This is a genomic window from Bradyrhizobium sp. S3.7.6 (assembly GCF_054061875.1).
This window is the reverse complement of record NZ_JBSSEQ010000001.1, coordinates 243,540-268,971: the sequence shown is the minus strand read 5'-3', so window position 1 is coordinate 268,971 and position 25,432 is coordinate 243,540. Positions and strand designations below refer to the sequence as shown.

Annotated in this window: 24 protein-coding genes, 1 tRNA gene, 1 other RNA gene and 1 pseudogene; 13 read left to right on the top strand and 14 right to left on the bottom strand. The window is 64.5% G+C overall.

Annotated elements, in window-relative coordinates; genetic code table 11:
* Positions 1 to 71: 71 nt before the first annotated feature.
* The 6 genes and pseudogenes from ACVJ5M_RS01365 to ACVJ5M_RS01340 all read left to right on the top strand — a co-directional run bounded on the left by ACVJ5M_RS01365 (position 72) and on the right by ACVJ5M_RS01340 (position 4,722).
* On the top strand, positions 72 to 1,073 hold the full coding sequence (locus ACVJ5M_RS01365) for a GlxA family transcriptional regulator (protein ID WP_063985915.1): 1,002 nt from the start codon (positions 72 to 74) through the stop codon (positions 1,071 to 1,073).
* A gap of 106 nt (positions 1,074 to 1,179) precedes the next feature.
* An RNA gene (gene ffs, locus ACVJ5M_RS01360) (signal recognition particle sRNA small type) lies at positions 1,180 to 1,276 on the top strand.
* A 94-nt stretch (positions 1,277 to 1,370) separates the two neighbouring features.
* Positions 1,371 to 3,210: pseudogene (locus ACVJ5M_RS01355) on the top strand (DNA polymerase III subunit gamma/tau).
* A 123-nt stretch (positions 3,211 to 3,333) separates the two neighbouring features.
* A complete protein-coding gene (locus tag ACVJ5M_RS01350; RefSeq protein ID WP_028148995.1) occupies positions 3,334 to 3,654 on the top strand; it encodes a YbaB/EbfC family nucleoid-associated protein in 321 nt (106 codons plus the stop codon).
* A gap of 1 nt (position 3,655) precedes the next feature.
* Positions 3,656 to 4,258: a recombination mediator RecR gene (recR, locus tag ACVJ5M_RS01345; RefSeq protein ID WP_063979823.1), complete on the top strand. Its 603-nt coding sequence runs from the start codon at positions 3,656 to 3,658 to the stop codon at positions 4,256 to 4,258.
* Between the two features lie 26 nt (positions 4,259 to 4,284).
* A complete protein-coding gene (locus tag ACVJ5M_RS01340) occupies positions 4,285 to 4,722 on the top strand; it encodes a hypothetical protein (protein ID WP_063979822.1) in 438 nt (145 codons plus the stop codon).
* Positions 4,723 to 4,864: 142 nt separating this feature from the next.
* Here ACVJ5M_RS01340 and ACVJ5M_RS01335 read toward each other — a convergent pair whose 3' ends face one another.
* Both ACVJ5M_RS01335 and ACVJ5M_RS01330 read right to left on the bottom strand, forming a co-directional pair.
* Positions 4,865 to 6,229, bottom strand: coding sequence for an AmpG family muropeptide MFS transporter (locus ACVJ5M_RS01335; protein WP_063979821.1), 1,365 nt, complete (start codon positions 6,227 to 6,229; stop codon positions 4,865 to 4,867).
* 83 nt (positions 6,230 to 6,312) lie between these two features.
* Positions 6,313 to 7,512: a DNA recombination protein RmuC gene (locus tag ACVJ5M_RS01330; protein WP_063979820.1), complete on the bottom strand. Its 1,200-nt coding sequence runs from the start codon at positions 7,510 to 7,512 to the stop codon at positions 6,313 to 6,315.
* A gap of 171 nt (positions 7,513 to 7,683) precedes the next feature.
* On the opposite strand from ACVJ5M_RS01330, the gene def reads away from it, so the two are divergent.
* The 4 genes from def to ACVJ5M_RS01310 all read left to right on the top strand — a co-directional run bounded on the left by def (position 7,684) and on the right by ACVJ5M_RS01310 (position 10,366).
* The gene (def, locus tag ACVJ5M_RS01325) at positions 7,684 to 8,208 is read left to right on the top strand and encodes a peptide deformylase (protein ID WP_063979819.1); all 525 of its coding nucleotides are present in this window, start codon (positions 7,684 to 7,686) and stop codon (positions 8,206 to 8,208) included.
* Positions 8,209 to 8,346: 138 nt separating this feature from the next.
* Positions 8,347 to 9,270: a methionyl-tRNA formyltransferase gene (gene fmt, locus ACVJ5M_RS01320; RefSeq protein ID WP_063979818.1), complete on the top strand. Its 924-nt coding sequence runs from the start codon at positions 8,347 to 8,349 to the stop codon at positions 9,268 to 9,270.
* Entirely contained in the window at positions 9,270 to 10,007 is a 738-nt protein-coding gene (gene truA, locus ACVJ5M_RS01315) for a tRNA pseudouridine(38-40) synthase TruA (RefSeq protein WP_231143687.1), read from the top strand. Before fmt ends, truA begins: the two co-directional genes overlap by 1 nt.
* Before the next feature lie 23 nt (positions 10,008 to 10,030).
* On the top strand, positions 10,031 to 10,366 hold the full coding sequence (locus tag ACVJ5M_RS01310; RefSeq protein ID WP_354099461.1) for a GIY-YIG nuclease family protein: 336 nt from the start codon (positions 10,031 to 10,033) through the stop codon (positions 10,364 to 10,366).
* 141 nt (positions 10,367 to 10,507) lie between these two features.
* Here the strand turns inward: ACVJ5M_RS01310 and dapE are convergent, their stop codons facing one another.
* The 11 genes from dapE to rpmH form a co-directional block, all read right to left on the bottom strand.
* Positions 10,508 to 11,674, bottom strand: a complete 1,167-nt coding sequence (gene dapE, locus ACVJ5M_RS01305; RefSeq protein WP_063979815.1) for a succinyl-diaminopimelate desuccinylase — start codon at positions 11,672 to 11,674, stop codon at positions 10,508 to 10,510.
* Positions 11,671 to 12,309, bottom strand: coding sequence for a DUF805 domain-containing protein (locus ACVJ5M_RS01300; RefSeq protein WP_063979814.1), 639 nt, complete (start codon positions 12,307 to 12,309; stop codon positions 11,671 to 11,673). Before ACVJ5M_RS01300 ends, dapE begins: the two co-directional genes overlap by 4 nt.
* 268 nt (positions 12,310 to 12,577) lie before the next feature.
* Complete coding sequence (gene dapD, locus ACVJ5M_RS01295; protein ID WP_063979813.1) at positions 12,578 to 13,423, bottom strand: 2,3,4,5-tetrahydropyridine-2,6-dicarboxylate N-succinyltransferase; 846 nt, start codon at positions 13,421 to 13,423, stop codon at positions 12,578 to 12,580.
* Positions 13,424 to 13,656: 233 nt separating this feature from the next.
* Positions 13,657 to 14,349, bottom strand: coding sequence for a pyrimidine 5'-nucleotidase (locus ACVJ5M_RS01290; protein WP_063979812.1), 693 nt, complete (start codon positions 14,347 to 14,349; stop codon positions 13,657 to 13,659).
* Positions 14,350 to 14,555: 206 nt separating this feature from the next.
* Positions 14,556 to 15,542 carry a DUF1036 domain-containing protein gene (locus tag ACVJ5M_RS01285; RefSeq protein ID WP_063985919.1) on the bottom strand — a complete coding sequence of 329 codons (987 nt, stop codon included), beginning with the start codon at positions 15,540 to 15,542 and terminating at the stop codon, positions 14,556 to 14,558.
* 152 nt (positions 15,543 to 15,694) lie between these two features.
* Positions 15,695 to 16,582, bottom strand: a complete 888-nt coding sequence (gene argB / locus ACVJ5M_RS01280) for an acetylglutamate kinase (protein WP_063979811.1) — start codon at positions 16,580 to 16,582, stop codon at positions 15,695 to 15,697.
* 192 nt (positions 16,583 to 16,774) lie between these two features.
* Positions 16,775 to 17,101 (bottom strand): DUF423 domain-containing protein, encoded by a 327-nt coding sequence (locus ACVJ5M_RS01275; protein ID WP_063985914.1) that lies wholly within the window; start codon positions 17,099 to 17,101, stop codon positions 16,775 to 16,777.
* A 38-nt stretch (positions 17,102 to 17,139) separates the two neighbouring features.
* Complete coding sequence (gene yihA, locus ACVJ5M_RS01270; RefSeq protein WP_063979810.1) at positions 17,140 to 17,793, bottom strand: ribosome biogenesis GTP-binding protein YihA/YsxC; 654 nt, start codon at positions 17,791 to 17,793, stop codon at positions 17,140 to 17,142.
* 139 nt (positions 17,794 to 17,932) lie between these two features.
* Entirely contained in the window at positions 17,933 to 19,774 is a 1,842-nt protein-coding gene (gene yidC, locus ACVJ5M_RS01265) for a membrane protein insertase YidC (protein ID WP_063979809.1), read from the bottom strand.
* Between the two features lie 16 nt (positions 19,775 to 19,790).
* A complete protein-coding gene (gene rnpA / locus ACVJ5M_RS01260; protein ID WP_063979808.1) occupies positions 19,791 to 20,192 on the bottom strand; it encodes a ribonuclease P protein component in 402 nt (133 codons plus the stop codon).
* Positions 20,193 to 20,220: 28 nt separating this feature from the next.
* On the bottom strand, positions 20,221 to 20,355 hold the full coding sequence (rpmH, locus tag ACVJ5M_RS01255; protein WP_008542748.1) for a 50S ribosomal protein L34: 135 nt from the start codon (positions 20,353 to 20,355) through the stop codon (positions 20,221 to 20,223).
* Positions 20,356 to 20,717: 362 nt separating this feature from the next.
* Here rpmH and ACVJ5M_RS01250 point away from each other — a divergent pair, with 362 nt between their 5' ends.
* A complete protein-coding gene (locus ACVJ5M_RS01250; protein WP_094183985.1) occupies positions 20,718 to 22,217 on the top strand; it encodes an ATP-binding protein in 1,500 nt (499 codons plus the stop codon).
* A gap of 321 nt (positions 22,218 to 22,538) precedes the next feature.
* A tRNA-Arg gene (locus ACVJ5M_RS01245) sits at positions 22,539 to 22,615 on the top strand.
* A 237-nt stretch (positions 22,616 to 22,852) separates the two neighbouring features.
* On the opposite strand, the gene ACVJ5M_RS01240 is transcribed toward ACVJ5M_RS01245, so the two are convergent.
* Positions 22,853 to 24,925 carry a hypothetical protein gene (locus ACVJ5M_RS01240; RefSeq protein ID WP_354099460.1) on the bottom strand — a complete coding sequence of 691 codons (2,073 nt, stop codon included), beginning with the start codon at positions 24,923 to 24,925 and terminating at the stop codon, positions 22,853 to 22,855.
* Positions 24,926 to 25,094: 169 nt separating this feature from the next.
* On the opposite strand from ACVJ5M_RS01240, the gene ACVJ5M_RS01235 reads away from it, so the two are divergent.
* A complete protein-coding gene (locus ACVJ5M_RS01235; protein WP_063985912.1) occupies positions 25,095 to 25,331 on the top strand; it encodes a hypothetical protein in 237 nt (78 codons plus the stop codon).
* The last annotated feature ends 101 nt before the right edge of the window (positions 25,332 to 25,432 follow it).

Genomic DNA, 25,432 nt, shown 5'->3' with positions numbered 1-25,432 from the left:
GTAAATCCGAGCTACGTTGTCTTAAATCAACGTAACACGTCAAAAACGGACAAATCCGGATCGAGGCGGACATGGGCGCAAAGCCGAAACCAAGGACGGTTGTGATCGTGGCACTGCCAGGCGTGCAGCTGCTCGATGTCGCAGGGCCGCTCGATGTGTTCGCTGAGGCGAACAACCAGGCCGGCTATCCCGCCTATGCCTTGTTCGTGGCGGGCGCGGAGCCGGGGCCGATCCGCAGTTCCTCAGGTATCCAGCTGATGCCCGACCGAATCGTCGACCGCGACTTCCAGGAGCCGATCGACACCTTGCTGGTGGCGGGATGCCCGAACGCGGCCGAAGTCCCGGCGGATGGGAGCGTGATCGACTGGCTGCGGCGGCGGGCTTCGCGGACCCGCAGATTCGGCTCGGTGTGCAGCGGGGCCTTCTTCCTTGCCGCCGCCGGTCTCCTTGATGGCAGGCGGGTCACGACGCATTGGGCGGTCGCAGACATGCTGGCCAGCAAATTCCCGTCGGTCACCGTGGACAAGGATGCCATCTACGTCACCGACGGCAAGCTCCGCACGGCCGCCGGCGTGACCGCAGGGCTCGATCTGGCGCTGGCACTGGTCGAGGAAGATCTCGGGCGCGATACGGCCATGAAGGTCGCAAGCCAGCTCGTGATGTTCTTCAAGCGTCCGGGTGGGCAGATGCAGTTCACCCGCAAGGGCGAGGCTGTTCCCGCCGGCCGCGCCGCGCTGCAGGAGCTGCAGCGCTGGGTCGCCGCCAATCCCGGGCTCGACCACAGCGTTGCGAGCCTGGCGACGCGCATGGAGCTCAGCCCGAGGCACTTTGCACGGCTGTTCCGCGCCGAGGTGGGCGTCACGCCTGCGACCTGGGTCGAGGAAGCCCGCGTCAATGCGGCGAGGCGGCTGCTCGAGTTTGGCAATGAAGCCCCGAAGCAGGTCGCGCTTCATTGTGGCTTCGCGGACGCCGATACGCTGCGTCGCGCGTTCAATCGTCACGTCGGCGTGACGCCCGCCGAGTATCGCAAGCGGTTTGCGCGAATCACGGAGGTTCCAGCTCGCCAGCACTGAGCCGGCTTCCGCGTCCAAATGGGCCGGCGGGGGCCGCCCAGCGGGGTGTGCGGGACCCACGGATACCCGCTTGCTTTCCCGACCTTTTGGCCCCAAATAGGGACCGGGAGATTGGCGGTGGACGAGCCACTCGCCAACCGGGTCAGGTCCGGAAGGAAGCAGCCCTAACGAGGTCCGGATCGGGTCGCTCGTCAGTCTCCTACCTGTTTTTCCGAGCGAATTGCGCCGGCGGGCTTCCCGCCAGCGCGCTCCTTTCCGCAAAAGCCGGGCGAAAGACATTCCATTGCGGATCGACCGATGACCGACGCTGGCGCCCCTCCCAACCCCGACAGCGCCGGCCAGGCCACCACGCCCTACCGGGTGCTGGCGCGCAAATACCGGCCCTCCAGCTTTGACGACCTGATCGGCCAGGAGGCTGTGGTCCGCACCGTCTCGAACGCGTTCGAGACCGGGCGCATTCCGCAGGCCTGGATCCTCACCGGCGTCCGCGGCGTCGGCAAGACCACCACCGCGCGTATTCTGGCCCGTGCGCTCAACTATGAGATGCCGGATGGATCGGTGAAGGGCCCGACCATCCACATGCCGACGTTAGGGGTGCATTGCCAGGCGATCATGGAAAGCCGGCACATGGACGTGCTGGAGATGGACGCGGCCTCGCACACCGGCGTCGACGACGTCCGCCAGATCAATGACAGCGTGCGCTACGCGCCGGCCAGCGCCCGCTACAAGGTCTACATTATCGACGAAGTCCACATGCTGTCGACGGCGGCGTTCAACGCCTTCCTGAAGACGCTGGAGGAACCGCCGGAGCACGCCAAATTCGTGTTCGCGACCACCGAGATCCGCAAGGTTCCGGTCACCGTGCTGTCGCGCTGCCAGCGTTTTGACCTGCGCCGGGGTCGAGGCCGACGTGCTGATGAAGCACCTCGCCAATATCGCGGCCAAGGAGAACGTCGAGATCGAGCCCGAGGCGCTCGGCATCATCGCGCGCGCCGCGGAAGGCTCGGTGCGCGACTCTCTGTCGCTGCTCGACCAGGCGATCGCGCACGCGGCGGGCACCGTGAAGGCGGATGCGGTCAGGCAGATGCTGGGGCTCGCCGATCGCACCCGCGTCATAGACCTCTTCGATTCGCTGGCGCGCGGCGACATCGCTGCCGCTTTCAAGGAGTTCCGCGACCAGTACGACGTCGGCGCCGATCCGATCGTCGTGCTGTCGGACCTTGCCGAGTTCGTCAATTTCGTCACCCGCGTGAAGATCGTGCCGGCGACCGCCGACAACGTCGCCTATGGCGAGACCGAGCGCGTGCGCGCGCGGGATTTTGCCTCGAAGATCTCGATGCGCGTACTGTCGCGGATGTGGCAGATGCTGCTCAAGGGCATCACCGAGGTGCAGGCCGCGACGCGCCCGGCAGCGGCCGCCGAGATGGTGCTGGTGCGCATCGCCTATGTCGCCGACCTGCCGACGCCGGACGAAGCGCTCAGGATGCTGGAGCAGAACGGCGGCGGCTCGCCGGTCGTGGGCGGCGAAAGCGCCGCGCGCAGCGGCACGCCGGGTGCGCCGGTGGCCTCCGCGGCGCCGATTGCTTCGGCTGCACCCATGCGCGCACCGACCTCGTCACCGTCCGCGTTCGGCGGCGGCGCCGCCCGGCCGCAGATGGCGGCGCCCGCGCCGGATCCGCAAGGGGCCGCGCCCCAGCTGCGCATCACGAGCTTCACCCAGCTCGTCGCAGTCGCCGGGCAGAAGCGCGATCTCATGACCAAGGCCGCGCTCGAAGGCGACATGCGCCTCGTTCGTTTCGAGGAGGGCCGGCTGGAAGTCGCGCTCGAGCCCAACGCCTCCAAAACCATGATCTCCGAGCTCGCGCGAAAATTCGAGCTCTGGACCGGCCGGCGCTGGACCGTGATCGTCTCCAACGAGCAGGGCCAGCCGACGCTGCGTTCGGTGAACCACGCGGCGAAGCAGGAACATGCGCGCTCCGCCGAAGCCGATCCGCGCGTGCAGGAGGTGCTGTCGCTTTTTCCCGGTGCGAAGGTCGTCGAGGTCCGCAGGCTTGCCCCCGAGGCGCCGGAAACCAATATGAATGCGGACTATGGCAGTGACGATCCGCCCGATGGTTCCGACGGCGACGATCTCTAGAGCATGATCCGGACCCGAAGGGCCGCGTAGCGCAAAGTGTGAAGCGGTTTTCCGATTAGATCAGGCTCAAACCAAAAGTTAAGGCGCGATGACGAGTCATCGCGCCAACCAAGGACAGCACCGATGGTCGATATTTTCGGCATGATGAAGCAGGCGCAGCAGCTGCAATCCAAGATGCAGGAGATGCAGGATCAGCTCTCCAACGTCGAGGTCGAAGGCATCTCCGGCGGCGGTCTCGTCGCCGTGCGCATGACCGCGAAGATGGACGTGAAGGGCATCAAGATCGATCCTTCGCTGATGAAGCCGGAAGAGCGCGAGGTGCTCGAGGACCTGCTCGTCACCGCCCTCGGCGATGCCCGCCGCAAGGCCGAGACGGCCGTGCAGGAGAAGATGCAGGCGCTCACGGGCGGGCTCAGCCTGCCGCCGGGTATGTTCGGCCAATAAGATGGGTTCGGTTGCAGGTCCCGAAATCGAGCGGCTGGTCCAGCTCCTCGCACGGCTGCCGGGCTTGGGCCCGCGCTCCGCGCGGCGTGCGGCGCTGCATCTGATCAAGAAGCGCGAAGCGCTGATGATGCCGCTGTCCTCGGCCCTGCAGGTCGCGCTCGACAAGGTCCAGGTCTGCAAGACCTGCGGCAACATCGACACGCAAAATCCCTGCACGGTCTGTACCGATCCGAAGCGCGATGATGCAATCATCGTCGTCGTCGCCGATGTCGCCGATCTCTGGGCGCTGGAACGGGCCAATGCGACCCAGGGGCGCTATCATGTGCTCGGCGCGACCTTGTCGCCGCTCGACGGCGTCGGGCCGCAGGACCTCACCATCGACGCGCTGGTGGCGCGCGCGCATGCTGCCGAGGTGCATGAGATCATCCTGGCGCTGAACGCGACGGTCGACGGCCAGACCACGGCGCACTACATCACCGACCTGCTTCAGGACGCCAACGTAAAAGTAACCCGCCTGGCCCATGGTGTGCCGGTCGGTGGCGAGCTTGATTATCTCGACGAAGGTACGCTATCGGCCGCGATGCGGCAGCGGACCCTGTTCTAGCCATCCAGACTTACGGAACGGACGACATGACGAAACTTTTCGCCACACGATCGGCTTTGGTCGCGACGATGATAATGCTGGCGACCCCGGCCATCTCCGCGCAGCAGGACGACGGGGCGCCGCCGCCGCCGAAGCCCGGCAAGCCGATCAGTGCCGGCGAGGTGCTCTCGGGCGAATTGAACGCAATGAAGGTGCGCGACATCAAAAATGCCGGCAAGCGGATTGCGATGTACCAGATCACCTCGGAGCCGCGTCGACTGCCGGCGCCGAACGGGCTGTGCAATCTCGAGACCGGTCCTGAGACGTTCCAGCTCGTCACTTCGAGCGACGCGCAGGCCACGCAGCTGAAATCCTTCGTCGGCAAGGCGATCTCGGTCAAGGTCGACGAAGTCGCCTGCGCCAGCGATCCCGGCCAGATGAGCGAAGCCGTGATCACGAAGTGGAGCCTGATCAAGAAGCAGTAGGGGGCGCGGCTCCAGCCGAGCTACCGTAGGGTGGGCAAAGGCGCAAAGCGCCGTGCCCACCATTCTCCCGGCGACGATTCAGGTGGTGGGCACGCTTCGCTTTGCCCACCCTACGGCATCGCGGGCGTGGCGCGTGCCGAGTTTAAACCCTCACCGGCCCCAGCGCCTCAAAGTGCCCGCGCTTCTGCAGCCAGGCCAGTAGCACCAGGCTCGGGATCGCCACCAGCACGCAGATCACGAAGAACAGCGGCCAGCCCGTCGTGTCCGCCACGAAGCCCGCACTCGCTGACAGATATGTGCGCCCGACCGCGGCGAGCGCGGTGAGCAGCGCGTATTGCGTCGCCGTGTGCAGCGGATTCTGACACAGCGCGGAGAGATAGGCGACGAAGATCACGGTGCCGATGGCGCTGGTAAAGTTCTCGCAGGTGATGGCAAAGGCCAGCGCCCATTGGCTGGTGCCGACGAATGCCAGCCAGGAGAAGGAGAGATTGGCGAGCGCCTGCACCACGCCGCCGATCCACAGGCTGGTCGCGAGCGAATAGCGCCGCGCGAGGAAGCCGCCGGCAAAGCCGCCGATCAGCGTTGCCGCGAGACCAACGCCCTTCACGATCGCCGCATAATCGTTGCGGGAAAAGCCGAGGTCGATCACGAACGGCGCGGTCATGGTGCCGGAGAAGGCGTCGGTGAACTTGAACAGCACGACGAAGGCGAGCGCGGCGAGCGCATCCTTGCGCGACAGGAATTCCGAGAAGGCTCCGATCGCCGCGTGCAGCACGCGCGCGAACGCCGTCTCGGTTTGTGTCGCGGCTTCCGCCCGCACCGATTGCTCGGGCTCTGTCGCGGCCAGCGCGGTGATCGTGCCGATCAGCACCATCGCCGCCATCACCACGTAGCCCCACATCCAGGCCGACGCGCGCGGAATGCCGGTGCCCTCGAAGCCGGACACGATGAACAGCGCGCCCGCGGTCGAAACCAGCATGCCGATGCGGTAGGCCGCGACGTAGGAAGCCATTCCGGCAGCCTGCTCGCTCTCCGGCAGGCTCTCGACGCGGAACGCGTCGACCACGATGTCCTGCGTCGAGGACGTCGTCGCGACCAGCAGCGCGCCGAGCGCGACGTAGAACGGCGAGCGCGCGGGATCGGTAAGCGCCAGCAGCAGGATCGCGATGATCAGCAGCAATTGCGAGAACAGCAGCCAACCGCGCCGCCGCCCGAACGCGCGAGTGAACAGCGGCACATGCAGCGCATCCACCAGCGGCGCCCACAGGAATTTCAGCGTGTAGGGCGTGCCGACCAGCGCAAACAGCCCGATGGTCTTGAGGTCGACCCCGGCCTCGCGCATCCACACCAGCAGCGTCGAGCCCGACAGCGCCAGCGGCAGCCCGGACGAGAAGCCGAGGAACAGCACGATCAGCACCCGCGGTTGCAGGTACACGGCCAGGCCATCGCGCCAGGACGTGGGGGCCGTGTCGGGGCTGGCAGGGGAGGTCGCGTCGGGTGCGGTCATGGGGAGGTGTTAGCAGATTCTGGCTGCCACAAGTGAGGTGTCGTCGCCCGGTCAAGCCGGGCGACGACAGTGTGCCTCAAAACTCACTCCCCCGCCTGGAGCTTCCTCGGGAACAGCTCCGCGGCACCGGTTGCCACCAGATGCGGCCCCTCCGGCGCATCGGTCTTGCTGAAATCGAGCTCCTCGATTCGCCCGGCGCGCTTCTCGATCTTGTCGGCGGAGATCAGCACCTGCCGCACGTCCTCGTTGGCGTCGGCAAAATGCTTCTGCAATTTCAGCACGCGGTCGCGCAGGCGTCCCAAATCGTCGCCGAGCTTGATCACCTCGGTGCGGATCTGGTCGGCGGCGTCGCGCATGCGCGCGTCTTTCATGATCTGCTGCATCACCTGGATCGCGAGCATCAGCAGCGAAGGCGACACCAGCACGACGCGGGCGCGATAGGCCTTCTGGATCACGTCGTCGAAACCGTCATGGATCTCGGCGTAGACCGATTCCGACGGCACGAACATCAGCGCCATCTCCTGGGTCTCGCCGGCGACGAGATATTTGTCGGCAATGTCGCTGACATGCTTCATCACGTCGCCGCGCAGCCGCTGCGTGGCGATGCGCTTCTCCTCGTCGGTGCGGGCGTCGTGCAGCGCGGTCATCGCCTCCAGCGGAAATTTTGCGTCGATGCAGAGCGGGCGCTGGTCGGGCAGGAACACCACGCAGTCCGGCCGCTTTCCCGTCGAGAGCGTGAACTGGAACTCGTAGGCGCCCTTCGGCAAGCCGTCCTGGACGATCGCCTCCATCCTTGCCTGGCCGAAGGCGCCGCGCGACTGCTTGTTGGCGAGCACGTCGCGCAGGGTCGTCACCTGCGTGGTGAGGTCGGTGAGGTTCTTGTGCGCGTTGTCGATGATGCCGAGCCGCTCGTGCAGGGCGCGCAGGCTCTCCATGGTGTTGCGGGTCGAGTGTTCCATGGATTGGCCGACCCGATGGGTCACCGAATCCAGCCGCTCGTTGACCGCGCGCGCCATGTCAGCCTGGCGGCCGGCCAGCGCCTGGGTCATGGCGTCGGCTCGGCCGGCAGCCTCGCTCTGGGCGTGCAGCACCTGGCTGAGGCGCTCCTCGAGCTCGTCCGCGCGGATGGCATTGGCCATGGCGAGTTCCGCGCCGCGCCGCCCGGATCGCGCGATCACGACCGCGATCACCAGCAGCAGGATGACGACGAGGGCGCCGAAGCCGATCAGCGCATCGATCGTGCGGACCGGCCAGTCGCCAGCCAGGAAAATGATCTCGTTCATGGCGGCCCTTGTAGCCGATTCGACACCCTCCGCGAACGAATAGCGAACGCTTATGGTTAATAGCCCCCTAATTTTTATGGTTAACGAAACCTGAAGTTTTATGGTTAGCGGAGGGTTAACGGAGTTCCTCGCCGCATTGACCGCATCCGGCATGCGGCTTAAATCGCGGCCATGGCCCTCAGAGAAATCATCATCCTGCCCGACAAGCAGCTGCGTCTGGTCTCCAAGCCGATCGAGAAGGTCACGACGGAGATCCGCAAGCTTGCTGACGACATGTTCGAGACCATGTACGACGCGCCCGGCATCGGGCTCGCGGCGATCCAGATCGCGCAGCCCTTGCGGCTGATCACCATGGACCTCGCCAAGCCTGACCCGGACGGCGAGACAAAGCCGGAGCCGCGTGTCTTCATCAACCCTGAAATCATCGCATCCTCCGAGGATCTGTCGGTCTACGAGGAAGGCTGCCTCTCGATTCCCGAATATTACGAGGAGGTCGAAAGGCCCGCGAAGGTGCGGGTGCGCTTCACCGACCTCGACGGCAAGGTGCACGAGGAGGACGCCGAAGGCCTCTACGCCACCTGCATCCAGCACGAGATCGACCATCTCAACGGCGTGCTGTTCGTCGACTATCTGTCAAAACTCAAGCGCGACCGCGTGATCAAGAAGTTCGAGAAAGCCGCCAAGCGCGCGGAGTAGCCACGTCCTCCGCCGTCATGCCCGGCCTTGTGCCGGGCATCCACGTTCTTTGCCGCCGCGAGCAGCGAGAACGTGGATGGCCGGGACAAGCCCGGCCATGACGAGTAACTTGCTCGTTCCCGAGGATTGTCTCGTCATATGTCTCTCCGCCTGATCTTCATGGGTACGCCCGATTTCTCCGTGCCGACGCTGCTCGAGCTGGTCTCGCACGGCCACGAGATCGCGGCGGTCTATACCCGCGCGCCCAAGCCCGGCGGACGGCGCGGCCTGCAATTGCAGCCGACTCCGGTCGAGGAAGCCGCGCGAAAGCTCGGCGTGCCCGTGCTGACGCCGAAGTCGTTGAAGCCGCCCGAAGCGCTCGACGAGTTTCGTGCCTTTGATGCGGATGCCGCCGTCGTCGTCGCCTACGGCATGATCCTGCCGCAGGCGATCCTCGATGCGCCAAAGCTCGGCTGTTACAATCTGCACGCTTCGCTGCTGCCGCGCTGGCGCGGCGCCGCGCCGATCAACCGCGCGATCATGGAAGGCGATGCGGAGAGCGGCGTCATGGTGATGAAGATGGATGTCGGTCTCGACACCGGTGACGTCGCCATGGCCGAGCGCATCGCGATTCCCGACAACATGACCGCGGTCGATCTGCATGACCGCCTCTCCCGGATCGGTGCCGATCTGATGGTGCGCGCGATGGCCGCGCTCGCCCGCGGCGGGCTCCAGCTCAAGAAGCAGAGCGAGGATGGCGTCACCTACGCCGCCAAGATCGACAAGGCCGAAGCGCGGATCGACTGGTCCAGGCCGGCGCGCGCTGTGCTGCGCCACATCCACGGCCTGTCGCCGTTTCCCGGCGCCTGGGCAGAGCTTGAGAATGCGCGCGTAAAAATCCTGCGCTGCGAGCTGGCGAAGGGCTCCGGTGCACCCGGAGAGGTGCTCGACGACCAGCTCACGATTGCCTGCGGTGAGGGCGCGATCCGCATCCTCGAGCTTCAGCGCGAGGGCAAGGCGCGGATGCAGGCCACGGACTTCCTGCGCGGCGTGCCTGTGAAGCCGCCGATGCGGCTGGCCTGATGCCCCGCTACAAGCTCACCATCGAATATGACGGCGCGCCGTTCTTCGGCTGGCAGGTGCAGGACACGCTGCCTTCCGTGCAGGGCGCGCTCGAAGCGGCGGTGAAGGCGATGACCGGCGCGGATCTGCGCGTGCACGGTGCGGGCCGCACCGATGCCGGCGTGCATGCGCGCGGCCAGGTCGCGCATGTCGACATCGACAAGCAGTTTCCGCCGGGCCGGTTTCGCGACGGACTGAACGCGCATCTGCGCCCGCATCCGATCGCGGTGCTGGAGGCCGAGATCGTCCTTGACACCTTCGAGGCACGCTTCTCGGCCGTGAAGCGGCACTACCGCTACCGTGTCGTCAACACCCGCGCCAATCTCGCGCTTGATATCGGTCACGCCTGGCGCGTGCCGCGCCGGCTCGATGCCGATGCGATGCATGCGGCGGCACAACGCCTGCTTGGCAAGCACGATTTCACGACGTTTCGCGACACCGAGTGCCAGGCCAAGTCGCCGGAGAAAACGCTCGACCAGCTCGACGTGCACCGCGACGGCCGCGAGATCACGATTCTCACCTCGGCGCGCTCGTTCCTGCACAGCCAGGTGCGCTCGATGGTGGGATCGCTGGTCTGGGTCGGCGAGGGCCGCTGGACCGCGGACGATCTCACCGCAGCGCTCGAAGCCCGCAACCGCGCGGCGTGCGGCATCGTCGCGCCGCCTGACGGGCTGTATCTGATGAAGGTGGATTACTAGCGCCCGCTGCCGCCACAGACGTCATGGCCGGGCTTGTCCCGGCCATCCACGTGCGCCAACATGCAACCATGCATGGTGGATGGGTCTACATCCTGGCGAGCGCGCCAAACGGCATTTTGTATGTCGGTGTGAGGAGCGACATTATTCGCCGCATCTATGAGCATCGAAACGGACTCGTTCCCGGCTTCACCAAGAAGTACGGCGTCAAGCTGCTGGTCTATTTCGAGCGCTATGAGGATATCCAAACCGCTATCCAGCGCGAGCACAACATCAAGCATTGGTCGCGGACGTGGAAGGTGAGGTTGATCCTCAGGGATAATCCCGAATGGAAGGATCTGTACGAGACGATTGTTCAATAAGTCGTGCCGAGCTCTCGCCACATCGTCATGGCCGGGCTCGTCCCGGCCATCCACGATCTTTCTTGTCAGGAGCGCCGAAGAACGTGGATGCCCGGGACAAGCCCGGGCATGACGGCGGTGGGTTGGGCGGCGATTAGCGCCCTACCCAAAATACCGCGCCAAAATCCCCCGATACACCTGCGTCAGCTTCTCCAGATCCACCACCGGCACGCGCTCGTCGACTTGGTGCATGGTCTGGCCGACCAGGCCGAACTCGATCACCGGGCAATAGCTCGAGATGAAGCGCGCGTCCGAGGTGCCGCCTGAGGTCGATAGTTCCGGCTTGCGCCCCGTCACCTCTTCGATCGCCGACACCGCAAGATCGGTGAACGGGCCGGGCTTGGTCACGAACACATTCGAGTTCGAGGGCTCCCAGACGATGCGAGCCTTGATGCGGTTGCCGCAGGCTTTCGTCAGGCGCGTCTCGACCAGCTCGCGCAAGGATGCCTGGGTGTGGTTGTCATTGTAGCGGATGTTGAATTTTGCGCGCGCCTCGCCGGGGATGACGTTGTTGGCCTTGTTGCCGACGTCCACCGAGGTGAATTCGAGATTGGAGGCCTGGAACTGCGCACTGCCATGGTCGAGCGGCTCGTCACTGATCGCCACGATCAGCCGCGAAATGTCAGGCACCGGATTGGCGGCGCGGTGCGGGTAGGCGACATGGCCTTGCACGCCGTCGACGAACAGCGTGCCCGATTGCGAGCCGCGCCGGCCGACCTTGATGGTGTCGCCGAGCGTCTCGACATTGGAGGGCTCGCCGAGCACGCAATGGTCGAATTTTTCGCCGCGCTCCGCGGCCCATTTCAACAGCTTGATGGTGCCGTTGACCGAGACGTCTTCCTCGTCGCCCGTGATCAGGAACGAGATCGAGCCCTTTCCATCGGCGCGCGGCGCGCCGCCATTGGCGGCGAGATGCTCGAGCACGGCTGCCACCGAGCAGGCGATGCCGCCCTTCATGTCGACCGCGCCGCGGCCGTGCAAAAAGCCGTCCTTCACCTCGCCCGAGAATGCGCCGACGCTCCAGGCGTTCTCGTCGCCGGGCGGCACCACGTCGGTGTGGCCGGCGAAGGTGATGTGCGGGCCCTCAGTGCCGATCCGCGCATAGAGATTGTCGACGTCGGCTGTGCCTGCTTCGCTGAAGGTCACGCGGTGGCAAGTGAAGCCGGCAGCGTTGAGGGCTTTCTCAAGCACGCCCAGCGCACCGGCATCGGCCGGGGTTACCGAGGGGCAGCGGATGAGATCGCGGGCAATCGAGAGAGCATCGGTCATGCGCCCCGCTTAACATGCATGCCGCCGGGTGGGCTAGCGCTGGGCGGCACCAATTCGAGCTCGCTTTGCTGGTCCCAGCTTTTTGCAGGGGACGAGCCGTCCTCGGTCTTGGCCAATGGATCAGGACCGAACCGGTTATCGCCGACGCTGCCTGATACGATGAACATCTCGACAAACCCCCACAGCCACGGGATGGACGCGACCAGCCAGAACGGAAGCATCCAGGTGGAGTTCGGCAGCAGGTCCGAGAACTGGTTGTACAGGCCGGGCAGGAAGAAGAACGGAACGAGCCACCAGCCACTCCTGTCGCGATCATGCAGCCGCTTGATCGCCGTCGCGAGATAGATCCAGAGGAACAGCGACAAGCCGAACGCCTTCAGGATCAGGTTGGTGCGATCAACGGGCGCCAGCGAGCGATAGGCCCGGGGATCGACCAGCTTGAAGAGGTCGTCGAGGCCGAAGTCGAAATCGAGTTTCAGGGATAGCTTCAACGCCCCCTCGGCGTTGATGAGGTGGATCACCTGACCGATCACCCCGAGCAGGGCCGCCAGCAACGCGACGATCAGCAGCGCCTGCCACAGCAAGGCGCGATTGATGCGGCCGTCGAAGCGAAAAAGATACCAGGTCCAGTCCATGGCGAAGGTTCCGGGCAGCGGAGGCCGTCCGGTGATTGGTCGCGATGGGGAGAAGGAGGGTTCGATACGGTAGCAAACCCGTCATCCCCGCGCAGCGGCGAAGCCGCTGTCGCTGGAGGTGCGAGTGGCGCGATGCAAAGCATCGCGCCGGGAGCCTCGAAGGATGGGCGGCCGGGATGTGGCGGCAGCCGGGCCGTCGCCCTTCGAGGGCCGCCGAAGGGGCGGCCACCTCAGGGTGACGGTAAGGGAATGGCGCTGGTGGCGCCGATCAATCCCGCAGCAGCTCGTTGATGCTGGTCTTCGAGCGCGTGCGCTCGTCGACGCGCTTGACGATCACGGCGCAGGCCGTGCTTGGGCCGATCTGGCCGTTCTTCATCGGCTTGCCGGGCAGCGCGCCGGGCACCACCACCGAATATTCCGGCACCTCGCCGATGAAGATCTCGCCGGTCTCGCGGTCGACGATCTTGGTCGAGGCGCCCAGGAACACGCCCATCGCCAGCACCGCGCCCTTGCGCACGATCACGCCTTCGGCGACTTCGCTGCGCGCGCCGATGAAGCAGTCGTCCTCGATGATGACGGGCTCGGCCTGCAGCGGCTCGAGCACGCCGCCGATGCCGGCGCCGCCGGAGATGTGCACGCGCTTGCCGATCTGCGCGCAGGAGCCGACGGTCGCCCAGGTGTCGACCATGGTGCTCTCATCGACATAGGCGCCGAGATTGACGAAGGACGGCATCAGCACGACGTTCTTGGCAATGAAGGCCGAGCGGCGCACCACCGAACCCGGCACCGCGCGAAAGCCGGCATCGCGAAAACGGTTCTCGCCCCAGCCCTCGAACTTCGAGGGCACCTTGTCCCACCAGGTCGCCTTGCCGGAACCGCCGGGAATGACACCCATGTCGTTGAGGCGGAAGGACAGCAGCACGGCCTTCTTCAGCCATTGATTGACCTTCCACTTGCCATCGGCCCCGCGCTCGGCGACCCGTGCCTCGCCCTTGTCCAGGATCTCCAGCGCCTGGTCCACGGCCTCGCGCACCTCGCCCTTGGTCGAGGTCGAGATGCCGTCACGCGCGTCGAAGGCGCTGTTGATGGTGGATTCGAGGGCGGACAGGGACATCGGGATTTCCTCTGGGGAATGAGAATTTTGGCGGATTGGGGCGCTTTTTCGGGATTTGGCGGGGAGGAGTCAAGGCATACTCCGCCGTCGTCCCGGGGCGCGCGAAGCGCGAGCCCGGGACCCATAGCCACGGGCAGTCATTTGGCGAGGATTCGGAGTAATCGATCTCGCGCCACAACCGCTCCCTGTGGTTATGGGTCCCGGGCTCGCTTCGCGCCTCGGGACGACGGCGGCTATTTGGGCGACAGCTTGCCCAAAAACCCCGTCAGGTCATCCGTGACGTGGTCGACATGGGGCGCGTCCCGGCCCTCCAGTTCCCAGTCCTCCCGCACCACTTCCTTGGTGCCATCAGGCACCACCAGCACGGTGGTCATGCCGAGCGCGTGCGGGACGGTGAGGTTGCGGGCGAGGTCTTCGAACATCGCGGCTTTGGTCGGATCGACCGCATGGTCGGCGAGGAATTTTTGATAGGTCTGCGGCGACGGCTTCGGCTCGAACCCGGCGGCGATGATGTCGAACACGCCGTCGAAATGCGTTGCCAGGCCGAGCCGCGCCAGCACGGCATCGACATGGTCGACCGAGCCGTTGGTCAGGATCAGCTTGCGCCCCGACAGTTTTGCTATGGCTTCGCCGAGCGCCGGGTTCGGCTCCAGCGGCGAGTGGTCGATCTTGTGGACGTAGGCGAGGTAGTCGTCGGCGTGCACGCCGTGCAGGGTCATCATGCCGCGCATGGTGGTGCCGAAGCGCTGATAATAATCCTTCTGGATCTTGCGCGCTTCCTCCGGGCCGACGTTCAGCCAGTTGCAGACGAACTCCCCGATCCGCGCGTCGACCTGCTGCCACAGATTGACGTGATGCGGGTAGAGCGTGTTGTCGAGGTCGAACACCCAGGTGTCGACATGGGCAAAGGTGCGCGAGGAGGTCATATCAAATCTCTATCGGTTGGGTGCAAGCGCCGCCCCACTCTCCGCTGTCGTCCCGGACAAGCGTAAGCGCAGATCCGGGACCCATAACCACAGGGAGGAATCGTTTGCGGGATCGTAGTTACATCGTGCCCAACAACTGCGGCCTGTGGTTATGGGTCCCCGCGTTCGCGGGGACGACAGCGGAGTTTGTGGCGCGGTCTGACCCATCACGGCATCGCAAAGCGCAGCGTCTTGCCGCCGCTCGACATATCCACCACGCCAAAACCCGTCGCCGCGAATCCGCGCGCGCCGCAATCGGCCTGCTCGTTGGTCTCGAACTTGGTCTCGCGCGTGCACAGCTGTTTGTCGCCGCCCCAGTTCAGCGGCTTGTCTTTCAGCTTGATGACGCGGTTGTCAGCATCGATGGCCTCCGCGAAGCTGAAGATCTGCTTCGGCTGCCCGGTCACATCGGGGTGCAGGCACGTCTTGGGATCGATGCGATACCAGCCGCGGCTGGTCACGGACTTGCCGTCGTCGGTGGCGACCGCCGCCATCACCTTGTGCGGCGTGTCGTTGCACCAGGTGAGGCCGGTTGCAGAAGGCGTCTGCACCGCATCGACCATGGTCTTGAAGAAGTTCGGCGACGACATGATGTCCGCCGCCAGTCCGCGGCTCTTCAGGAAGGCGGCAAGTGCTGCTTGCGTCTTCGGCCCGTCGACGCCGTCGATCGGCGCCGCGTCGTAGCCCGCGATCACCAGCAGCCGCTGGATGCCGGCGAGGCGGGCCTGCTCGTCGTCATATTCGGAATCCTCGGCGAGATAGGCCGTGAAATTGCCGTCCGCGGCTTGCGTCGGCGTGATCTGGGTGAACGCGGCCTGGGTCTGGCCGCTGCGGCATTGCCGCGCAGCCGCGATAACGAAATTGTCCTGTGCCACGCACAGCATGTCGCTGCCGTTCTGCGGGATTGGCGAGGCGCCGTAAACGCCGAGCGCGCGGGCGTTGAGCAGGATGCGGTCGGCGGTCAGCGTGCCCTGCACCACGACGCGGCAGGTGGCGGGATCGATCCTGAACCAGCCGCGCGTCGCGGTCGCCGCCTTGTCGTCGATGCCGATCGCGGCCTCGACAACATAGGACATGCGGTTGCAGATTTTCAGGTCGGCCAGGGCGGGCGCGGAGGAGAAGAAGAACGAGACGGCTGCCGCGGGCAGCGTCATCAGCAAGCGGGTCAGGGTCGAGCGGCGGGGACGACGCGCTCGCTCGACATGCCCGGCCTTGTGCCGGGCATCCACGTTCTTGGCGCGAGACGAAAGGTCGTGGATGGCCGGGACAAGCCCGGCCATGACGGCTTGCTTTGGCCCGCTCATCATCACTTATGGATCAGCGTTCCCGTGCCCGTGTTGGTGAAGAGCTCGAGCAGCACCGCGTGCTGCATCTTGCCGTCGATGATGACGACGCCCTCCACGCCCTGTTCGAGCGCGTAGATGCAGGTCTCGACCTTCGGAATCATGCCGCCGGAAATGGTGCCGTCGGCGATCAGCTTTCGCGCGTCCTTCACCGAAAGCTGCGGGATCAGCTTCTTCGACTTGTCGAGCACGCCAGGCACATCGGTGAGCAGCAGCAGGCGCTTCGCCTTCAGCGCGCCGGCGACCGCGCCGGCAAAGGTGTCGGCGTTGACGTTGAGCGTCTGGCCGTCCTTGGAGGTCGCGAGCGGCGCCAGCACCGGGATCAGCTCGTAGCCGATCAGCTGGTTGAGCAGCGTGAGGTCGACCTTCTCGGGGTCGCCGACGAAGCCGAGATCGATCGCCTTCTCGATGTTCGAACCCGGATCGACGATGGTGCGCGTCGTCTTCGACGCCTTCACCATGTTGGCGTCCTTGCCCGACAGCCCCACGGCCTTGCCGCCGGCTTCGTTGATGTAGCCGACGATCTGCTTGTTGACGGAGCCGGCCAGCACCATCTCGACGATCTCGATGGTCGCGGCATCGGTGATGCGCAGGCCCGCTGCGAACTCCGACTGGATGCCGAGGCGCTTGAGCATGGTGGCGATCTGCGGCCCGCCGCCATGCACCACCACCGGGTTGATCGCGGTCTGCTCGAGCAGCACGATGTCGCGGGCAAAGTTCTTCGCGGTCTCCTCGTCGCCCATGGCATGGCCGCCATATTTGATGACGATGGTTTCCTCGTCATACTGCTGCATGTGCGGCAGCGCTTCGGACAGGATGCGGGCCTGGTCGAGCGGGGAGATGTCGGTCATGAGGCGGATCTCGCTGGCGGGACTGTCGGTGCGCGTTCTATCCGATTGGCGGGCGCGGCGCAAAGTGTGACTGGCATGTCGCTCTCGTGTCCCCGGACGGAGCCTCGTAGCCCGGATGGAGTGCAGCGTAATCCGGGATTCTTACCGCAGGCACCGGCCCCGGATTACGCTGCGCTCCATCCGGGCTACAGGTCAGCGCTTTGCCACCACCGCTGCGAGCGTCACCGCCAGCCAGCTCAGGATCATCACCGTTCCACCCGTCGGCGCGGCATACGGAAACAGCGAGTGCCCCGCATATTGCCGCAAGGTGAGATCGCCCGCGAACAGCGCGGCGCCGATCACGAAGCCGAACGCCGCGATGAGGCCAATTCCGCCGTGCAGAAGGCCGCGCGCGAGCAGGGCGACACCTGCGAGTATGGCAGTTGCGTGAAACAGCAGCATGGCGCTGGCGGAGGCGAGCCGGCTGGCGTCGGCGCCGTGGGCCGAGGCGGCGGCCAGCGCGACGCCGGCGGCGCCCATCAAACCGGCAAGCCCAATCAGCAGGTGGAATGCAGGCGTCACGAGGTTCGCTCTTCCAGCAGCTTCGCCATCGCGGCGCGCAGTTCGGCCATGCCGGTCGAGCTCCGTGACGAGGTCGCGAGCACGTTCGGAAACGCCGCCGGATGTTTTGCCAGCGCGGCCTCGGTCTCGGTGATGCGGGACTCAAGCTCGGACGCCTTCACCTGGTCGGCCTTGGTCAGCACGATCTGGTAGCTCACCGCGGAACGGTCGAGCGTCCCCAGGATTTCGAGGTCGACGTCCTTGAGGCCATGCCGCGCGTCGATCAGCACGTAGACGCGTGCGAGTGAGGCGCGCCCCAGCAGGAATTTGTGGATCAGCTCGGTCCAGGACGCGACTTGCGTCTTCGGCGCCTTGGCGTAGCCGTAGCCGGGCATGTCGACGAGGCGCAGGTCCTTCTTGCCGGGGACCTCGAAGAAGATCAGCTCCTGGGTGCGGCCCGGCGTGTGCGAGGTGCGCGCAAGCGCGTTGCGGCCGGTCAGCGCGTTGATCAGGCTGGACTTGCCGACATTGGAGCGGCCGGCAAAGGCGATCTCCAGCCCGTCCATCGGCGGCAGCGTCGCAATCGAGGGCGAGGCCCAGATGAACTGCCAGTCGCGGGTGAACAGCTTTCGCCCGGTTTCGATCAGCTTCGCATCTTTGTCGTCGGTCATGCGAAGATCTCACCTCTCGTCATGGCCGGGCTTGTCCCGGCCATCCACGTCTGTCCACACGGTACCCTCCAAAACGTGGATGCCCGGGACAAGCCCGGGCATGACGATGTGGAGGCATTTGCGCCCAACAATGACTGCGCTACGTCGCCTTCTTCGCGAACGTCGCCTTGAGATTGTCGAACAGCTCCACCTTCACGCCGTTGCGGCGCATGATGAAGCTCTGCTGGAGCACCGAGAGCGTGTTGTTCCAGGCCCAGTAGATCACGAGACCGGCCGGGAAGCCCGCCAGCATGAAGGTGAAGATCAGCGGCATCCAGTTGAAGATCAGCTGCTGGGTCGGATCCGGCGGCGTCGGGTTCAGCTTCATCTGGAACCACATCGTGATGCCCATGATGATCGGCCAGATGCCGAGCGCGAGGTAGTGGCCGAACACCGGAATCGTCGTCGGATCGAACGGGATCAGGCCGAACAAGGTGAAGAGGTTGGTCGGATCGGGCGCGGAGAGATCCTTGATCCAGCCGAAGAACGGCGCGTGCCGCATCTCGATGGTGACGAACAGCACCTTGTAGAGCGAGAAGAACACCGGGATCTGGATCACCACGGGAAGACAGCCGGCGACCGGATTGATCTTCTCCTTGCGGTAGATCTCCATCATCTCCTGCTGCTGCTTCACCTTGTCGTCGGGAAAGCGCTCCTTCAGCGCCTGGAGCTGCGGCTGGACCGACTTCATCTTCGCCATCGAGGCGTAGGACTTGTTGGCCAGCGGGAAGAACAGCAGCTTGACGATCACGGTGACGAGCAGGATCGAGATGCCGAAATTGCCGAAGAAGCGGTAGAAGAAGTCGAGGCCGAGGAACATCGGCTTGGTGATGAAGTAGAACCAGCCCCAGTCGATCAACAGATCGAAATGGTTGAGGCCGAGCTCCTTGTTGTAGCCGCCGAGGCCGGCGAACGGGAACACGCCGACCACGCCGGCTTCCTTGGCGCCGGCGAACAGCCGCGCGTTCGCAGTCGCGGTGCCGCCGATCGCGACGGTGACGGGGTCGAGCAGATAGTCGGTCTGGTAGGTGTGGACGTTGCCGACCGGGTTCGACGAGAAACGCGCCTGGAGCTGCGCACTGGTGTCCGGCAGCAGCGCCGAAGCCCAGTACTTGTCGGTGATGCCGAGCCAGCCATTGGTGGCCTTGAAGTTCACCGCCTTGGCTTCGTCGATCTTCTTGTAGGCGTATTCCTGCAAGCCATCGAGATAGCCGATCAGGCCTTCATGCAGGATGTAATAGCCGGAGACCTGCGGCGTGCCGTGGCGCGAGATCAGCGCGAACGGGTAGAGCGTAACAGGCGCGTTGCCGACATTGCTCACCTCGTCCTTGAGCGTGAAGAGATAATGGTCGTCGACCGCGATGGTGCGGCGGAAGGTGAGGCCCTCGCCATTGTCCCATTTCAGCACCACCGGCGTCGTCGGCGTCAGGCTGCCGCTGCCGTCCTGCTGCCAGAGGGTCTGGGCGTCCGGCAGCTTGGCCGTCACGCCCGTCGCCGGCACCCAGCCGAACTCGGCGTAATAGGGTTCTGCGGTGCCCGAGGGCGAATAGAGCACGATCGGCGGCGACTTCGGGTCGACCGTCTCGCGGTATTGCACCAGCGCAATGTCGTCGATGCGGCCGCCCTTCAGCGAGATGCTGCCGGCAATCCGCGGCGTGTCGATCTTCACGCGCGGGCTGGCTGCAATCGCGCTTTCGCGGGAAACGACCGGCTGGGCCTGGTTCGCGGCCGGTGTTGCCGGCTGGGCCGCGCTGCCGGGCTGCGGCGCGGCGCCCGGCGTTGCGGAGGCCGTCGGCTGCGGCGTGTTCTTCTGGAGCTCGGCCTGCGCCTGCTGCTGGGCGCGCTGCTTCTCCATCGCCGGCACATTGTAGAAATATTGCCAGGCGATCAGGACGAGGCCCGACAGAATGACGGCGAGGATGGTATTGCGATTGTCGGTCATCACTATTGTCTCGTCATCAATCCGGTTTGCGGCTGGTCGCAGGAGCGGGGCCGGGCCTTGAGCCGTCGGTTCTTGAGCCGCGTCCCTTGTGCGTATGCCGCGCAGGCTTCGTGAACGCTATGCGCAGATCGTCGAGCATGGTGGCGAAGTCGCGCGAGAGCGCGTCCCTTCGGCCGACCAGTACATAGTCATGATGGGGCTGCATCGACACCGGGTCGAGCCGCTTCACCAATTCGCGAAGCCGGCGCCGGATGCGATTGCGCTGGGGGGCGTTGCCGTTCTTTTTGGTAACGGTGAAGCCGATCCGGATCGGGCCGCTGTCGTCGCGGCGGCGGCTTTGCAGGACGAACGCGGGACTATTCGCCCGCGCGCCATTGGCAACGGCGAGGAAATCCGCTCGCTGCCTCAGCCGATCCATGATGAAATCCCAAAAATGGGGGTCCGGCTCAGGCGCTCAGACGCTTGCGGCCGCGGGCGCGGCGGGCGGCGAGAACCTTGCGGCCGCCGGCAGTGGCGAGACGGGCACGGAAGCCGTGACGGCGCTTGCGCACCAGTTTGCTGGGTTGATAAGTCCGCTTCACGGGTTTTTCTCCGCTGACCGGGCAATTTGCCTGTAGAATTGATGATAAAGTCCGGAAGATGCGGCCCAAAACGGGCCCTTTTCGGCCCCAAGAGAGCCGCTCCCGGCGTGCGCACCGGGTCATCGCGGACAATTTGCGCGGCTTATATGCGAGCGTCTTCTTTTCGTCAACGTCGCAAGAGCGCGCTGTTCCGGTGAATATCACTGTTTGTGCGGGGTTTTTAACCCTTGAGGTGGCGACTCGCGATATCAGAGCTTACATCCCACCTTGAGAGATTAGCGATCCGTAATTTGACCGGCCCCCGGCCGGGTCGCATCCTTCATCAGCCAGGCTCTATTACAAAGCCAACAGGGGCGAATTTCGTGGCAGCGACAGACCTCCAGCCGGTCCATGATACGGATCAGCCGGGCCAGCCGGCGATGCGGCCGCGTGGGCCCAGCGGGCTCGGGCTATCCGGCAAGCTGCTGCTGCTCACCGTCCCCCTGGTGATGATCGCCGCTGTCCTGCTCTACGTGCCCGCCATCGCCAACTTCTGGGTCAACCGGCTCAATGACCGCGTCGCGGCGGCTAACACCGCCGCGCTGGTGCTCGACGCCGCCCCGCTCGGCATGGTCCCCGAGTCGCTGTCGCGCGAGATCCTGAAAAGCATCAATGCGCGTGCCGTCGCCATCAAGATGGGGCAGCAGCGACGGCTGCTCGCCAGCGACAACCTTCCCACGGCCATCGAGCATGACATCGACCTGCGCGACATGACGGTGTGGGAGGCGATCACCGGCTCGTTCCGGATGATGCTGGAGACCGGCAACCAGGCCATCCGCATCGTCGGGCCCGGCGTCGGCAATGCCCAGTTCATCGAGATCGTGACCGATGAGCTGCCGCTGCGGCAGCAGATGTATCGCTTCTCCCGCAACGTCGTGGTGGTCGCGCTGATCATCGCGGTGCTGACCGCGGGCCTCGTCTATCTCGTGCTGCATTATCTCTTCGTGCGCCCGATGCGGCGGCTGACCGCGAGCCTGGTCGGCTTCCACGAAAACCCCGAAAGCTCGGCGCGGATCATCGTGCCAAGCCAGCGCAGCGATGAAATAGGCGTCGCCGAGCGCGAATTGTCGGACATGCAGCGCGATCTGATGTCGATGCTGCACCAGAAGAGCCGGCTCGCCGCCCTCGGCCTCGCCGTCTCCAAGATCAACCACGATCTGCGCAATCTGCTCGCGTCGGCCCAGCTCCTGTCCGACCAGCTCGCCAGCGTGCCCGATCCGCGGGTGCAGCGCTTTGCGCCGAAGCTGGTGCGCTCGCTCGAGCGCGCCATCGCCTTCTGCCAGTCGACGCTGTCCTACGGCCGCGCCCAGGAAGCGGCCCCCGACCGCCGCATGATCATGATCGAGCCCGTGGTGCTGGAGGTGCGCGAAACCGCGGGCCTCGCCAGCGACGCCTCGATCGCCTGGGTCGCCGCGATCGAGCGCGGGCTTGCGGTCGATGCCGATCCCGACCAGCTCTTCCGCGTGCTGCTCAACCTCGTCCGCAACGCCGCCCAGGCGCTGGAAAGCCATTCGTCGGGCGACGGCGGCGCCCAGCAGATCCGGATCACGGGAAAGCGCGAAGGTGCCGTCGCCATCCTGGAGGTCTCCGACACCGGCCCCGGCGTCCCGCAGAAGACCCGGGACCATCTGTTCGAGGCGTTCCAGACCTCCGGCCGCCCCGGCGGCAGCGGGCTTGGCTTGGCGATCGCCGCCGAGCTGGTCCGTGCCCATGGCGGCGAGATCCATCTGGTCGAGGGCACCATCGGCGCCACCTTCCGGATCGTCATCCCCGACCGCCCCGTGGAACTCCTCTCCATCCGCAACGAGCGGCAGAGGGCGTAGTCGGCCAGCGACCGAGCCTCTTTCGTCATTCCGGGTATCGAGCACTCATCTATCCGTCATTCCGGGGCGCGACGAAGTCGCGAGCTATGGTGCGCTATTGCGCACCTGAGAATCCATAACCACCAGCCGGGGTTATGGATTCCGGGCCTGGCCCTTTGGGCCATCCCGGAATGACACCGAAACCCTCATCTCCCTACAAAATCTCCCCAATCCAGACCTTGCCAATCGAGGCAAGAGCGGTTAGTCAGAGCGCTCTTTCGCACCCCTCCGGCGCTGTCCGGAGGCTGCCTGCGGGCCTAGCCCGCACTGTTTGCGAAAAACGCGCCCGTAGCTCAGCTGGATAGAGCATCAGACTACGAATCTGAGGGTCGGACGTTCGAATCGTTCCGGGCGCGCCATTTGCAGTCTTGTTCCACTGCAGGAACCCCCTAGTTTCTAATGGCCCGTTATTCATTTGCCGTTCAAGGCATCGTTCCTATATTGTGCGCCTACGGAAATGGAGTGGGCCATGCTGCGCCTCTTCGGAATTTATGCTTTTGGGATGCTTCTGACGCTGGCTGCTCTGTCGCCGGCGTTGGCGACCGTGACGCCTCCGTAAGCCTGCGCCCTTGATCGGACCACGCGAACAGGTGAGCCTATCCGCTCAGGTCGGCTCGTGCCTTCTCAATCTTCAAAAGCTGCTGCCTTAGCAACTCCTGAACCGAGACGGCGAGGCTCGGTGCGATTCGCTCCAGATATGGCCGATGCGATCGTTCGCGATCGATCCTGGCCAGATCATCGACGACTTGCATTCCGAGTTTGACGGCGCGCTCGGCTTCGTCGAGCCGCTTTTGCTGGGCGACCTGGTCATCCAACTTGGCGCGCAGCATGGTATAGGCAACGGCGTTCTCGGCGAACCCGAGCAGCGATTGCCCATAGATCACCTCCCGCTCCGGAAATTTGGTGCCGCACGACATGTCGAAATTGGCGAGTCGATGGGCGGCGTCGTTCACCGCTTCGGCAAGTTTCGCGGCGTAGTCTGGATGCTCCAGTGCCCGGTGGATATAGGTGTACTCCATGGTCACGTAGGACGTGTACAGGCCCCCCCAAAGCTTCATCCGTGTTTGCGATTCATCCGATTCGCATGTTGCCGGCCGCTTGAAGGTGAGCGGGCATGTCGTGGGACACTGCTTATTCAACGCCTGGAAGAAATCGACCTTCAACAACCGGCTCTTGAGGCCGTCGATTGTCTCCTGGAGATTTTGCAGGTGCTCCGTCCGGACGATGGTGGCTGCTTGTGAGTTCTGGTCTTCCAGCCATTCTTCCACATAGGTTACGAGCATCGCGCGTATGCGCAGGGCGAACCATTCGTCCCTGACCTGCAGCATTGGATTGGCCGCATATCTTCGCTGTTGTTCGTCGCTTGAATTTGTCTCCCGTCGTTCTCGGAGCCAGTTGTCCAGAACGGCGGCTGCAGCCTCGTGTTGTCCAGCTTGCGTCATCAGGCTAGCACGACCGATCGCGAAGTAAGGCAGCGTCTCCAGCCCGCGCCGGTTGGCTGGCTGTGGTGTGATCATCTTCTCCAGATTTCGGAAAACATAGTCGAGCCGGTCCTGGACATTGTCCGACCTGGCTGCGCCATCCGACCGGGTGAACTCGGACAGCGTTTCGCGCAGGCACCGACCGGCATACGTGTCGTCGTCGATTGACGCCGGTTTTTCGTTAAGAGGGCAATAGATATCATACCATGGCTTGCAGGCCTCGAAGGTTTTTGGAGACGTCGATGACAAGGCGATATCCACCGCCATGCGAAGGCCGTTATGAACGAAGTCCGAGCTGACCTGCTTCAATCCGGCTTCGAACTCCCTCGGGTCGATTGCCGGGCCGCGGGCGGCCGCTCGGCGATCGAGTGCTTCAAGTCGGCGGAATACGTTGCTGTAGCTTGCGAGATATCTTTCGACAGGACCGGAATCCGCGGATTGCTCGAACCAGGCGGACAGACACTGCAACGGAAGTGCGATGGTGGACTGCGTGAACGTCTCGCTGCTGCGCAAGTCGTCGACCGGCATATCCGAAACCGGCCTATCCTGCGGCCTTCGGGTGAATATCTCGGTCAAATAGTCCTTGTCGCGTCTGATGATGAGGTGAAGCCTCGCGAGATTTTGCAGGCCGTTCGGTCCCCCGGCCGCATATGTTTCCTTGCTGGCGCTCGGAATGGTCGTCGATGCGAGCCGATCCCGGCTGCCCTGCTCCTTGGATGCAAACGACAATTCGGCGACGCCGAGCTTCACGGATGACAAGCTTCTTGCGTACTGCTTGATCAGGCCCGACCCCTCGCCACCGAGGACTCCCAGGAGGAACAGGAGTGCCAAGCCCGCCCCTGCGAACATCTGGCCGCGGGTCAAGTCCTCATTGGCGCGGTGAACGACGACACTGTTGATCCAGATCGCAAACAGCGGGCCGAAGATGAAGCCAATGATGACGTTGACCTCATACCTCGCGAGTGTGCTGAATGGTGATGAGACCTCATGGATGGTCAGGACACCAAGCAGGATTACAAGGACAATCAGAAATTGGACCATCCTGCGCAACGCCCGTGCAGCAGGCCCTTGCAGACCCAGGGTTTCCTCGCTGAATTCTATGAAGCTTCCCTGTGGCGGCCATTGCGTGAATGCAATCAACTCGAACAGCGCGAATGCTATGGTGGCAGACAGGATGAATGCAGTCATTCGCGGTGCCCCTCTCGCGTGTCCCGACCAGCGGCGGACGCAGTCAACAGAGCTGCTCGATCGACTGCGCAAAAAAACCAATGCGGGGCGCATTATAGATATGGTGTAGCTTATGGTTGCAAATGCTTTCTGATGTGACTAAAATTTCGCGTGGCCGGGATTTCCACCAATGAAGCTTTTTTCGCAGATCATGCTGATTGTCGTGGGACTCGGTGTGATCTATTTCGGCTGCAATCTGCTGTTTCAGCACGAAACGAATGAGTTCGCGTTCCAGAAGAATCTTCTGGCCACGTTCCAGACAGAGTATCATTGGCGGTCGATCGGCGTTGCCTATGGCGGCATCGCCACGGTGATAGTCGGGGCTGCAATGATGGCCGTTGCAGCCATCGTGGCCCGCCTCGGCTGAAATCACCTCGGGTCGCAATCCGGTTACGTCGCGAGCGGCTGCCGGAGCGCGCTACTCGCGCCTGGCTCACTCCGGCAGTTGCACCGCGGCGAAGCGGCAGT

Coding starts and splice junctions, on each gene's coding strand:
- ACVJ5M_RS01350 (WP_028148995.1), top strand. CDS start 3,334: ATGGTCGATATTTTCGGCATGATGAAGCAGGCGCAGCAGCTGCAATCC.
- yidC (WP_063979809.1), bottom strand. CDS start 19,774: ATGACCGACAATCGCAATACCATCCTCGCCGTCATTCTGTCGGGCCTC.
- recR (WP_063979823.1), top strand. CDS start 3,656: ATGGGTTCGGTTGCAGGTCCCGAAATCGAGCGGCTGGTCCAGCTCCTC.
- ACVJ5M_RS01340 (WP_063979822.1), top strand. CDS start 4,285: ATGACGAAACTTTTCGCCACACGATCGGCTTTGGTCGCGACGATGATA.
- ACVJ5M_RS01275 (WP_063985914.1), bottom strand. CDS start 17,101: ATGGGCGCCGCCGGCGTCGCGCTGGCCGCCGCCTCGGCCCACGGCGCC.
- rnpA (WP_063979808.1), bottom strand. CDS start 20,192: ATGGATCGGCTGAGGCAGCGAGCGGATTTCCTCGCCGTTGCCAATGGC.
- fmt (WP_063979818.1), top strand. CDS start 8,347: ATGTCTCTCCGCCTGATCTTCATGGGTACGCCCGATTTCTCCGTGCCG.
- def (WP_063979819.1), top strand. CDS start 7,684: ATGGCCCTCAGAGAAATCATCATCCTGCCCGACAAGCAGCTGCGTCTG.
- dapD (WP_063979813.1), bottom strand. CDS start 13,423: ATGTCCCTGTCCGCCCTCGAATCCACCATCAACAGCGCCTTCGACGCG.
- ACVJ5M_RS01300 (WP_063979814.1), bottom strand. CDS start 12,309: ATGGACTGGACCTGGTATCTTTTTCGCTTCGACGGCCGCATCAATCGC.
- ACVJ5M_RS01235 (WP_063985912.1), top strand. CDS start 25,095: ATGAAGCTTTTTTCGCAGATCATGCTGATTGTCGTGGGACTCGGTGTG.
- yihA (WP_063979810.1), bottom strand. CDS start 17,793: ATGACCGACGACAAAGATGCGAAGCTGATCGAAACCGGGCGAAAGCTG.
- ACVJ5M_RS01240 (WP_354099460.1), bottom strand. CDS start 24,925: ATGACTGCATTCATCCTGTCTGCCACCATAGCATTCGCGCTGTTCGAG.
- truA (WP_231143687.1), top strand. CDS start 9,270: ATGCCCCGCTACAAGCTCACCATCGAATATGACGGCGCGCCGTTCTTC.
- ACVJ5M_RS01365 (WP_063985915.1), top strand. CDS start 72: ATGGGCGCAAAGCCGAAACCAAGGACGGTTGTGATCGTGGCACTGCCA.
- ACVJ5M_RS01310 (WP_354099461.1), top strand. CDS start 10,031: ATGGCCGGGCTTGTCCCGGCCATCCACGTGCGCCAACATGCAACCATG.
- ACVJ5M_RS01335 (WP_063979821.1), bottom strand. CDS start 6,229: ATGACCGCACCCGACGCGACCTCCCCTGCCAGCCCCGACACGGCCCCC.
- argB (WP_063979811.1), bottom strand. CDS start 16,582: ATGACCGACATCTCCCCGCTCGACCAGGCCCGCATCCTGTCCGAAGCG.
- ACVJ5M_RS01330 (WP_063979820.1), bottom strand. CDS start 7,512: ATGAACGAGATCATTTTCCTGGCTGGCGACTGGCCGGTCCGCACGATC.
- ACVJ5M_RS01285 (WP_063985919.1), bottom strand. CDS start 15,542: ATGACGCTGCCCGCGGCAGCCGTCTCGTTCTTCTTCTCCTCCGCGCCC.
- dapE (WP_063979815.1), bottom strand. CDS start 11,674: ATGACCGATGCTCTCTCGATTGCCCGCGATCTCATCCGCTGCCCCTCG.
- ACVJ5M_RS01290 (WP_063979812.1), bottom strand. CDS start 14,349: ATGACCTCCTCGCGCACCTTTGCCCATGTCGACACCTGGGTGTTCGAC.